Source organism: Lysobacter sp. Soil_N_51, assembly GCF_057655755.1.
Genome location: NZ_JBDGLR010000010.1, coordinates 255569 through 266963 on the forward strand (window position 1 = coordinate 255569; position 11395 = coordinate 266963).

The 11395-nt window shown below is 67.7% G+C and carries 8 protein-coding genes; 4 read left to right on the forward strand and 4 right to left on the reverse strand.

Features of this window, described 5'->3' with window-relative positions; genetic code table 11:
* The 3 genes from AC3A4T_RS20485 (at position 1) to AC3A4T_RS20495 (ending at position 4874) form a co-directional block, all read left to right on the forward strand.
* Positions 1-1590 carry an aldehyde dehydrogenase family protein gene (locus AC3A4T_RS20485; RefSeq protein WP_487677074.1) on the forward strand — a complete coding sequence of 530 codons (1590 nt, stop codon included), beginning with the start codon at positions 1-3 and terminating at the stop codon, positions 1588-1590.
* Positions 1587-2801 carry a M24 family metallopeptidase gene (locus AC3A4T_RS20490; protein ID WP_487677075.1) on the forward strand — a complete coding sequence of 405 codons (1215 nt, stop codon included), beginning with the start codon at positions 1587-1589 and terminating at the stop codon, positions 2799-2801. The genes AC3A4T_RS20485 and AC3A4T_RS20490 overlap by 4 nt, the downstream gene beginning before the upstream one ends.
* A 210-nt stretch (positions 2802-3011) precedes the next feature.
* The gene (locus AC3A4T_RS20495; RefSeq protein ID WP_487677076.1) at positions 3012-4874 is read left to right on the forward strand and encodes a DUF885 domain-containing protein; all 1863 of its coding nucleotides are present in this window, start codon (positions 3012-3014) and stop codon (positions 4872-4874) included.
* A 192-nt stretch (positions 4875-5066) separates the two neighbouring features.
* Here the strand turns inward: AC3A4T_RS20495 and AC3A4T_RS20500 are convergent, their stop codons facing one another.
* The 4 genes from AC3A4T_RS20500 to AC3A4T_RS20515 all read right to left on the reverse strand — a co-directional run bounded on the left by AC3A4T_RS20500 (position 5067) and on the right by AC3A4T_RS20515 (position 9626).
* Complete coding sequence (locus AC3A4T_RS20500) at positions 5067-5891, reverse strand: L,D-transpeptidase family protein (RefSeq protein WP_487677109.1); 825 nt, start codon at positions 5889-5891, stop codon at positions 5067-5069.
* 42 nt (positions 5892-5933) lie between these two features.
* Positions 5934-6782 carry a MurR/RpiR family transcriptional regulator gene (locus tag AC3A4T_RS20505; RefSeq protein WP_487677077.1) on the reverse strand — a complete coding sequence of 283 codons (849 nt, stop codon included), beginning with the start codon at positions 6780-6782 and terminating at the stop codon, positions 5934-5936.
* Between the two features lie 101 nt (positions 6783-6883).
* On the reverse strand, positions 6884-7990 hold the full coding sequence (locus AC3A4T_RS20510) for a dipeptide epimerase (RefSeq protein WP_036113525.1): 1107 nt from the start codon (positions 7988-7990) through the stop codon (positions 6884-6886).
* A gap of 121 nt (positions 7991-8111) precedes the next feature.
* Positions 8112-9626 carry a C40 family peptidase gene (locus tag AC3A4T_RS20515; protein WP_487677078.1) on the reverse strand — a complete coding sequence of 505 codons (1515 nt, stop codon included), beginning with the start codon at positions 9624-9626 and terminating at the stop codon, positions 8112-8114.
* Between the two features lie 316 nt (positions 9627-9942).
* Here AC3A4T_RS20515 and AC3A4T_RS20520 point away from each other — a divergent pair, with 316 nt between their 5' ends.
* Positions 9943-11394 (forward strand): transglutaminase-like domain-containing protein, encoded by a 1452-nt coding sequence (locus tag AC3A4T_RS20520; protein WP_487677110.1) that lies wholly within the window; start codon positions 9943-9945, stop codon positions 11392-11394.
* The last annotated feature ends 1 nt before the right edge of the window (position 11395 follow it).

Genomic DNA, 11395 nt, shown 5'->3' on the forward strand with positions numbered 1-11395 from the left:
GTGAGCGCGCGCGCGCCGGTATTGATCGAGGGCCGCTGGCAGGCATCGCGCGATGCCGGCGGCGACTTCCGCGGCTTCGATCCGACGCTCGGCGAAGCGGTCGGGCCGGCGTTTCCGATATCCGGCGCGGGCGATGTCGAGGCCGCGCTGGCCTCGGCGGCGGCGGTCGCCGACGAACTGGCCGCTTGCGATCCGCAGCAAATCGCCGACTTCCTCGATGCGTATGCGCTGGCGATCGAGCACGACGCGGCCGATCTGGTCGCGCTCGCGCATCTGGAAACCGCGCTGCCGATCGAGCCGCGCCTGGCCAAGGTCGAACTGCCGCGCACCACCGGACAGTTGCGTCAGGCCGCGCGCGCGGTGCGCGAGCGCTCCTGGACCCAGCCGACGATCGATACCGCGGCCGGCCTGCGCAGCCATCTGGCGCCGCTGCACAAGCCTGTGCTGGTGTTCGGGCCGAACAATTTCCCGTTCGCCTTCAACGCGGTGGCCGGCAGCGATTTCGCCTCGGCGATCGCGGCGCGCAATCCAGTGATCGCCAAGGTTCATCCCTCGCATCCGGCGACCAGCCAGCGTCTGGCCGAACTCGCGCATCGCGCGATGGCGCAGGCCGGTTTGCCGGCCGCGGCCTTGCAGCTGCTGTATCACCTGCCGCCCGAGCTGGGCCTGCAACTGGCCGGCGACGCGCGCTTGGGCGCGCTGGCGTTCACCGGCAGCCGTCGTGCCGGGTTGGCGTTGAAGGCGGCGGCCGATGCGGCCGGCGTGCCGGCGTATCTGGAACTGTCGAGCATCAACCCGGTGTTCGTGCTGCCCGGCGCCTTGCGCGAACGCGGCGCGGCTTTGGCGCAGGAGTTCTTCGCGTCCTGCACGATGGGCGCCGGCCAGTTCTGCACCAATCCCGGCGTGGTGGTGGTCGCGCGCGGCGAGCTCGGCGATGCCTTCGTCGACGCGGCCGCGGCCTTGTTCGCGCAGGCGCCGGCCGGCGTGCTGTTTTCCCAAGGCGTGGTCGAGCACTTCCGCGAATCGACGGCGCAGTGGCGAGCGGCCGGTGCGAGCCTGATCGGCGGCGGCGCGGAGTCGGCCGACGCGGGTTATCGCGTGCAGCCGGCGCTGTGGTCGATCGACGCCGAAGCCTTCATCGCCGATGCGCGTCTGCGCGGCGAGGCGTTCGGGCCGGCCAGCCTGATCGTGCGCACGCGCGACGATTACTACGACATGTTGTCGATCGCGCAAAACCTGGAAGGCAATCTGACCGCGACGATCTATGCCTCGGGCGACGATGCCTACGTGCAAGCCGCGTTGGCCGTACAACTGCGGCCGCGCGTGGGCCGGCTGATCGGCAACCGCATGCCAACCGGGGTCGCGGTCAGCGCGGCGATGAATCATGGCGGGCCGTATCCGAGCACCGGCCATCCGGGCTTTACGTCGGTCGGTCTGCCGGCGGCGATCCGGCGCTTCGCCGCGCTGCATTGCTACGATCAGATCGACGACGCGTTGCTGCCGCCGGAACTGCGCGACCGCAATCCCGGCGGGGTGGCGCGTTGCATCGACGGACAATGGCGAACGGACGACATCGGAGCATCGACATGAATCGCGGCGCATCGCAGATCGGCGGCCTGAGCCTGGAGCAGGCGCGCGCGCAACTTGGCCCATGGACGCAGCGCGCGCCGGCGATCGGCGAGGGCGAATATCAACAGCGGATCGAACGCGCGCGCGCCTTGCTGCGCGCGAACGGGCGCGATGCGTTGTTGATCGGCGCCGGCACTTCGCTGCGTTACTTCACCGGCATCACCTGGGGCGCGAGCGAGCGCCTGGTCGCGATGTTGCTGACTCTGGACGGCGATCCGCTGTTGATCTGCCCGGGATTCGAATCCGGCTCGCTCGCGCACGAGTTGAAGATCCCGGCGCAGCCGCGCTACTGGGAGGAACACGAAGACCCGTACGCATTGGTGGTCGACGGACTGCGCAGCCGCGGCGCGAGCCGGCTGGCGCTGGACCCGGCGGCGGCGTTCGCGATCTTCACCGGCCTGCGCGCGGCGGCGCCCGCGCTGGACCTCAGCGATGCGAGCATCATCGTCGATGGCTGCCGCGCGGCCAAAACCCCGGCCGAACTGGCGTTGATGAAGCAGGCGACCGCGATGACCCTGCAGGCCCATCGCCTCGCCGCCGGCCTGGCCGAGCCCGGCGTCACCACCACTCAACTACGCCGCTTCATCGATGAAGCGCATCGCGCGTTCGGCGCCGACAACGGCTCGACCTTCTGCATCGTCCAATTCGGCCAGGCCACCGCGTATCCGCACGGCATTCCCGGCGAACAGACTCTGCGCGAGGGCGAACTGGTGCTGATCGACACGGGCTGCGCGGTGCAGGGCTATCAGTCCGACATCACCCGCACTTACATCTGCGGACGCGCCGACGCGCAGCAGCAGCGGATCTGGGACCTGGAACTGGCCGCGCAACAGGCCGCGTTCGCGGCGGTGCGTCCCGGCGTCAGCGGCGAGGCGGTCGATCGCGCCGCGCGCGAGGTGCTAGAACGCGGCGGCCTGGGGCCGGATTACCGCTTGCCCGGCCTGCCGCATCGCACCGGTCACGGCTGCGGCATGAGCGTGCACGAAGCGCCGTATCTGGTGCGCGGCAATACCCGCGGCCTGGAGCCGGGCAACTGCTGTTCGAACGAGCCGATGATCGTGGTGCCCGATCGTTTCGGCGTGCGCCTGGAAGATCATTTCTACGTCACCGAAGATGGCGCGGCCTGGTTCACGCCGCCGTCGCTGGCGATCGATCGGCCGTTCATGGACTAAATTCATGCATCGTCGGCCCGCGCGAGTTCATGGCGACGGTCGCCTGTCCGGCGCCGTCGCCCTCGGCGGTATCGAGACACGGCACGACGGCCGCGGCGTCGTTCCCGGAGCGATCGGCCGGCCCGGCGGCAGACACTTCAGGCACATCCGCGGCCGCGCGCTTTGCCGCATGATGGCCGACACCCGTCCGCAACCCATCCGAGTCTTGCGATGACCTCGAACCGCTCCCGCTACGCCCGCGTACACCTGTCCGCTGCGCCCTTGGCCGTGTTGACCGCCGCGCTCGCGCTCGGCCTGAACCTGACCCCGGCCGTCGCCGCCGAAGCGACGCCCACCCAGGCCGCCGCCGCCGCGATCACCGCGAGCAGCGAGGCCGCCACCCGCTTCAAAGCGCTGTACACGCGCGAATGGAAGTGGCGCCAGGCCCAGTTCGCCGGCGGCGACGACGAGGACGTGCAGGGCCAGCCGGCCTCGCGCCTGCCCAAGGTCGATCTGGCCACCCAGGCGATGCGCGAGCGTTATTGGGCGCAGGTGATGAGCGAGCTCGACGCGATCGACAAGGCCGCGCTCGGCGACGAGGATCAGGTCAACTACGAAGTGTTTCGCCAGCAGATCCAGAGCCTGCTCGCCAATCAGCGGCTGCGCGACTGGGAAATGCCGTTCAACAGCGACAGCGCGTTCTGGACCAATCTGGGTTTCGGCGCGCGCCGGCCGATCCGCGATGTCGTCGGCTACGAACGCTACATCGGCAAGCTGCGCGACATCCCGCGTTACTTCGACGATCAGATCAGCAACATGCGCGACGGCCTCAAGCGCGGCTACAGCGTGCCGCGGGTGACCCTGACCGGCCGCGACGTGTCGATCAAGGAAGTGGTCGACGCCAAGCTCGAGGACAATCTGCTGTACACCCCGTTCAAGCAGATGCCGGCGAATATTCCCGCCGCCGAACAGGCGCGACTGCGCGCGCAGGCGGCCAAGGCGATCGACGAAGCGGTGCTGCCGGCCTATCGCAAGCTGCTTGCGTTCATGCAGAACGAATACATGCAGCAGGCGCGCACCACCCTGGCCGCGGAGGCGATGCCCGACGGCAAGGCGCTGTACCGCGCGAAGATCCGCGAATTCACCACGCTGGATCTGTCGCCGGCGGAGATTCACAAGATCGGCGTGGAGGAGGTCGCCAAGATCCGCGCGCAGATGGACGAGACCATCGTCAAGACCGGGTTCAAGGGTACGTTCCCCGAGTTCCTGCATCACCTGCGCACCGATCCCAAGTTCTATCCCAAGACCGGCGACGAGTTGCTGATGCGCGCCTCGTGGCTGGCCAAGCGCGTCGACGGCGAGATCGGCAACTACATCGGCCTGCTGCCGCGCCAGCGTTTCGCGATCCGTCCGGTGCCGCCGGACCTGGCGCCGTTCTACACTGCCGGCCGTGGCGGTCGCGACGTGTACCTGCTCAACACCTACGACCTGCCGTCGCGTCCGCTGTTCAATCTGCCGGCGCTGACCTTGCACGAATCCGCGCCGGGTCATTCGCTGCAGACCTCGCTGGCGGCCGAACACGAAGGCCTGCCGGATTTCCGCCGTTACACCTATATCTCCGCGTATGGCGAGGGTTGGGCGCTGTATTCGGAAAAGCTCGGCATCGAGATGGGGCTGTACGACACGCCTTACGATTACTTCGGTTACCTGACCTATCAGATGTGGCGCGCGAGCCGGCTGGTGGTCGACACCGGCATCCATCACCTGGGCTGGACGCGCGAACAGGCGCAGGCGTTCCTGCGCGACAACACCGCGCTGAGCGAGCACGAAATCGAGACCGAGGTGGATCGTTACATCGGTTGGCCGGGGCAGGCGCTGTCGTATTACCTGGGCGAGATGAGCATCGTGCGGTCGCGCGAAAAGGCCGAGAAGGCGCTGGGGTCGGACTTCGACATCCGCGCGTTCCACGACGCGATCCTGGCGCTGGGTTCGGTGCCGTTGCCGGTGCTGGAGCGGCGGGTGGATCGGTTTATCGAGGAGAGCCGGGCCAAGGCCGCGCAGAAGAAGGCGGGCAAGGGTAAGGCTGCCTCCTGAGGCGAAGCGGGTCGCGGGCCGTTGTTCGCGGCCCGCGAGTGGCGAGTTGGGAGTCGGAGTTACGACTTCAGCATCGTGCCTGCGTCGCGGGGCGCGGTGGCGTGGTCGCGGCTTACGCCGCTCCTACAGGGGGCTGGTTGGGCTACGTATCCGACTGTAGGAGCGGCGTAAGCCGCGACCGTGGCACTTCGCTCACGACGCATCCGCCGGCGGCGGCAACCCCCACGACTTCCACAGCTTTTGATACTCCGCCCGCGGCAACAACACGAACACCGGCTGCGCCTGCGGCTTCAACCACGCCAGCAGCTGGCTCATGCGCGCATCGTCCATCGCGGTGCAGCCGGCGGTGGTTTCGCCGGGCGCTTTCCACAGGTGGGCGAAGATGCAACTGCCCGCGCCGGGCACGCGTGAGGCGTTGTGCTCGATCACGAAGCCCTGGCGGTAACGCTGATCGCCGTCGGCGTGCAGGTCGCGGCGCATCGGTTCGGTCGAACCTTCGATCGCGGCCGCGCCGACCTCGTCGGCGTCGACGATGCGGTTGTACAGCGGCGACTGGCTGACATCGATGCAGTAATCCGACGCGCTCGTCGCCGCATAGGGCAGGGCGGTGGCGACATTGTCGGCGTAACCGAACGCGGTGCCGATGCGGAACATCCCGGCCGGCGCGCGGCCGTCGCCTTCGCGCTTGCTCGGTCCGTCGGTCTGCGGCGCGTGCAGGCCCAGGCCCCAGGCCGAACCGGCACGGCCGATGGTGACCGCGCCGGCATCGCCGACCGCGTGCCACTGCCCGCCGGCGCGTTCGAAGCGCTGCATCCGACCCTGGTTCGCATCCCAGTCGGCGGTGGTGACCAGGACCAGTTGCTGCGCCTGCGCCGGGCCGTCGGGAACACGGTCGTTGCCCAGGCCGGCGCAGGCGGTGGTCACGGCGGCGGCTATCGCGAACAGGGCGAGACGGAAGTATCGGCGCAGGCCGTGCGCCGCGTTCGACGCGTCGTTCGATCGGTGCAGCGTTTCGATCCCGCCCATGTCGCGTCCTCGCTGGCCATTGCATCCCCGCGCTCAGGTATCGAGCATGTCCTGGATGCGTTCGGCGTTGCTGTCGAGCTGGCTCAGGCGGCCCTGGCCGCGTTCGCACAGCAGAATGAAGATCAGATCGAGCAGGTGCTGCAGCGCCGATTGGTACAGCAGCGGCTCGACATGCGCGCGCTCGTCGTGCGCCGACACCAGCAGCGAAAAATCCGCATGCGCGCGCAGCGGATTGGGCGTGTGCCGGGTCACCGACACGATCTTGCCGCCGGCTTCGCCGAAGGTCCGCGCCAGATGGCATAGCGAGGTCAGCTTGCCTTGCTCGGAGAACACCAGCAGCACGTCGTCGGCGGTCGCGGTCGCGGTGCTCGCGGCCATCAGCACCGGATCGAAATGGTGGACGCTGAGGATACCGATCATCGCCAGCTTCATCGCCAGCGCGCGCGCCGGAATACCGTCCTCGCCCAGGCCGATGATGAACACACGGCGCGCGTCCTGGATCAGTTCGGCGATCGCGTCGATGCGCTCGGGCGGGTTGATCAGCCGGGTTTCCTCTTCGGCCCGCGCCTTGCCGTGCCACAGCCGCTCGGCCAGGGCCGCGTGCGGATCGCTCGGCGCGGCCACGGCGGCGCCGTTGTCGTCGTGGCCGTCGCCGCGCGCGACCGCCTCGCCGATCGAATACTTGAGGTCCGGATAACCCTTGAAACCGAGTTTCTGGCTGAACTTGACCACGCTGGACTGGCTGATGCCGAGCGCGTTGGCCAACTGCTGCGAGGAGTAGTCGCGCAGCAGGTGCGCGTTCTCCAGCAGGTAGTCGGCGATGCGGCGCTCGATCGCCGACATCTGGTCGCGTTCTGAGCGGATCTTGAGCAGTGGCGACATCGGCAGGGGTCCGGTCCCGGGCGCGGCGGAAGGCTACAGCGTAGCCGGCTTCACGGCCGGCCGCGCGAGGGCTTCGCGAGGGCCTGCCGCGGCGAGCATGCTCAGGCGGCGCTCGCGGTCAGCGGTTCGAGCCCGCGGATTTCGCGGATGCCCAGGCCCGGGGCGTCGGTCACGGTAATTTCGGACTCGTTGAAGATCACTCCGCCATCGACCGGGTTGAACGCGCACAGCGACGGCCCGTCGAGGTCGACCTTGGTGATCACGTTCGACTTGGCCACCGCCAGATGCACCGCGGCGGCGACCGAGATGGACGTCTCGATCATGCAGCCGATCATGCATTCGACCCCGTACATCGCGCAGATGTCGGCGATCTGGATCGCCTTGGACAGCCCGCCGGTCTTCATCAGCTTGATGTTGATGATGTCGGCCGCGCGCATGCGGATCAGGTCGATCACCTCGGCCGGGCCGAACACGCTTTCGTCGGCCATGATCGGGGTGTGGACGCGGTCGGTGACGTACTTCATCCCGTCCAGGTCCTGCGCCTTGACCGGTTGCTCGACCAGTTCCAGCCGCACGCCCGCGTCTTCCAGCGTCTGCAGCGCGTACACGGCCTGTTTCGCGGTCCAGCCCTGGTTGGCGTCCAGGCGCAGCAGCGCGCGGCCCTCGACCGCGGCGTAGATCGCCTTGACCCGTTCGATGTCGACGCCGATGTCCTTGCCGACCTTGATCTTCAGCGATTCGAAACCGCGATCGACCGCGGCGATCGAGTCGGCGACCATCTTCTCGATGTAGTCGACGCTGATGGTCAGGTCGGTGGTGATCACCGGATCGCCGCCGCCGAGCATCTTGTACAGCGGCGCGCCGTACAGCTGGCCCCACAGGTCGTAGACCGCGATCTCGACTGCGGCCTTGGCGCTGGAGTTCTTTTCCAGCGAGCCCTGGATCAGCCCGGTGATGCGGTTGAGGTTGGCGATCTCCTGGCCGATCAGGCGTGGCGAGATGAATTTGCGGATCGCTTCCACGATCGAGCCGTGGGTGTCGCCGGTGATCACCGCGGTGGCCGGCGCTTCGCCATAACCGACGTGGCCGGTGTCGGTGTGGATGGTGATGACGATGTCCTCGACCGTGTCGACCGTGCGCAGCGCGGTCTTGAACGGGGTCTTGAGCGGGACCCGCAGCATGCCGAATCGGATGTCGGTGATCTTCATGTGGTCGTTGGCTTGGCTTGTTTCATCGTGATTCGGTGATGGGAGCGCGGCGGGCCGGGCGGAGTTCGATCGGCCCGATGAGGCGAACACGGCGCTGCGGTCGCGGGCATGCAGTGTCGCCTCAAGGACGTATACGTTGAATGCTGGTGATCCGGTCCACGGTCGGCTGCTCGCGGTTGAACAGCAGCGGCACCAGCGGGGTCACCGACACGCCGTTGAGATGGACCCGCGCCAGTTCACCGGTGCGGTCGCGGAAGGTGATGCCGGTGGTGTCGTGGATCACGTACGGCCAGCCGTCTTCGTGGCCGACCACCATCATGACGTGGCCGGGGATGTAGATCAGGTCGCCGACTTCCAGGCGCTTGACGATCTTCAGCCGCTCCTCGTGGCTCAGGCCTTCGGCCAGATCGATGCGGTTGTAGGCCGGGCTGACCGCCTGGTCGCGGGTGTTGCGCGGCAACTGCACGCCGAAGCTGCGGTAGATCTCGGAGACGAAGCCGCTGCAATCGCGGGTGTTGTACGAATGGCCCCAGCCGTAGCGTTCGCCGAAGAACTTGAAGCCCTGACGCACCAGGTTGGCCTGGGTCAGCGGCAGATAATCGGCCGAGATGTCGGCGGTGCGCGGCAGCAGCGCGGGCGAGAATTGCAGGCGGCCTTGAGCGTCGCGGTACGGCAGCTCGATCACGTGCGAAGCGTAGTGGTGCTGGCCGTTGACCGGCTTGTCGCTGGGCCAGTCGGCGAGCAGCGGCACGCGCACGCCCATTTCCAACTGCACGTCGGACACGCCGGGCTGCTCGGGCGTGTGCACGGTGCGCGCGCTCGCGCCGGTCACCACCAGATACGGGGTCTTGCGGGTGTAGCCGAAGATCGCCGCCTTCGCGCCTTCGGCGACGCGGTCCTTCTCGACCCAGGCCGCGTACAGCGGGCTGACCACGAACCAGTACTTGCCATCCTTGCTGGCATGCACGATCGCCACCGGCGTGCCGGGGAACAATGCGCTTTCCTGGAACCGGTCGATGTCGCTGTCGCCCTTGGCGTTGAACACGCGCAATCGGGTCGGGAAGGTGCGCAGGTCGGCGCGGCGCACCACCATGCCGTAGCGCGTGGCCTGATCGGCGGGAATCGCATCCAGCGCGAGGTTGTCGCCGAGCGCGGCGAGGGTGGCGGCGGGAATTTCCTCGCCGCGTTCGTCGTACAGGGTTTCCTCGCGCGGCTGCGACATCGCCTCGATCCGCTCGCGCACCTGCGCCTGGCTCAGGCGCGCGGGCAGATGCTCGATGTCGTGCACCGATGCATCGAGTTCGTGCAGGCGCTGGTTTTGCGCGGCGATCGCGCGCGGGTCGAGGATCGTCGCGTCGGGCTTGCTCTGTTGGCGAATCCAGTAGTCGGCGTTCAATTGCCCCTCCTCGATGCCGATCACGCCGGTCGCGGGAATGCCCGAGGCGGCAGCGGCGGTCGCGCTGCGCGCGAACGCGCAGGCCGGCAACAGCAAGACCGCGCTCAGGCATGCGGCGGCGATGCGGATCGCGAGGGGCGCGCCTGAACGCGGTGCTGCAGCGCAGCGAACGAATGCGCTCGCGACACCGCGATGGCTGCGGGCGATCAAGGCGAGGTTGCGGCTTGCTGCGGTACCCATCGCGTCATGCTCCGGCGGCTGCGCGGCCCGGCCGCGCGCCGTCACAGGCTCGATGCCGGTCGTCCGGCACCGACCCGGTCGCGCACGCGGCGCCAGCGGGTCGAACCGCAGAATACATACTTCCTTGTAAAAGTAGATAGGGAATAATTTATTGACCACCTGTGCCACTCATGTTACACAGCCATGAACCGATGGCCCCGCATGGGTGACACCAGGTATGGATCCCGTGACTGACCTGCTGTTTATCGCTCCCCGTGCGCGGGCCATCGTCTCGTTTTCGCGGCGTGGCCGCGCGGCCGCGCTTGCGCTCGGGCTGATGTTCGCGCTGCCGGCGCTGGTGCTGAGCACGCAGATCGGTTCGGTGCATGCACAGGAACAACGCCGCGACGCCGACGAACGCCTCGCCGCGATCGTGTCGTTGATTGACGTCGGCCACTTCGAAGGCGCGCGCGCCGGCATCGCCCAGGCGCGCGCTCGGCCGAATCTGGATGCCGACCAGCGCCGCGCGCTGGACGAGCAGGTCGAACGCATGCGTCGCATCCGTCTGGATTTCACCCTCGACCAAGCCCAGGCCAAGGCCAAGCTGCGCGAACAGATCCCGGACCTGCGCGATGCCGAGTTCGAAGAATGGGATCGGCGCGGCCTGCTCGAATACATGATCATCGACGGCGACAAGCGCTACTTCCAGCGCGCGCCGTCGAACCTGTTCCGGCTCGACGCCGCCGCGCTGGCGCGCCGCAAGCCCGGCGCCAAGCCGCTCAGCGTCGGGCCGATGGAAACCTTGAACGCGCATCAGGCCGAAGTCCGCGATGGCGCGCTGCGCAGTGGCCTGGGCTACGCCGCGCCGCGGCGGGTGCGCGTCACTCACTCGCTGACGGTGAATGCCGATGCGGTGCCGGCCGGCAAGATGCTGCGCGTCTGGCTGCCGTATCCGCGCGCGCTGCCGCATCAACAGGAAGCCATTCGTTTTATCAGCAGCACGCCGGCCGCGCATACGATCGCGCCCGAGTCGACCGCGATGCGCACCGTCTATCTGCAGCAGGTCGCCAAGGCCGGACAGCCGACCCGGTTCGAAACCAGTTACGAGCTCACCGTGTTAGGCCAGTACCGCGTGATCGATCCTGACAAGGTCGTGCCCGCGCCGATCAACGACGCGACCCGCGATCATCTGGGCGAACGCCCGCCGCATATCGTCTACACCGATGCGCTGCGCAAGTTCTCGCGCGAAGTGGTCGGCGACGAAACCCATCCGTATCGGATCGCGCAGAAACTCTATGCCGCGGTCGACCGCATCCCGTGGGCCGGCGCGCGCGAGTACTCGACCATCTCCAACATCTCCGACTACGCCTTGCACGCCGGCCATGCCGACTGCGGCCAGCAGACCTTGTTGCTGATGACCTTGTTGCGTCTGAACGGCATCCCGGCGCGCTGGCAGTCGGGTTGGGTGTTCGGCGACAACGGCTACACCAACATGCACGACTGGGCCTGGATGTACCTGGCCCCGTACGGCTGGGTGCCGGTGGACGTGACCACCGGCCGTTTCGATTCGCCCGATCCGCAACTGGCGAATTTCTATTTCGGCGGATTCGATGCGTATCGGATCGCCTACAACGACGACTACGGCCGGCAGTTCGTTCCGGCCAAGCGGCACGAACGTTCCGAAACGGTGGACTCGCAACGCGGCGAGGTCGAGTGGGAAGGGGGAAATCTCTACTTCGACCAATGGGATTACGACTACAGCGCGCAGGTGCTGACGACGAAGGACTAAG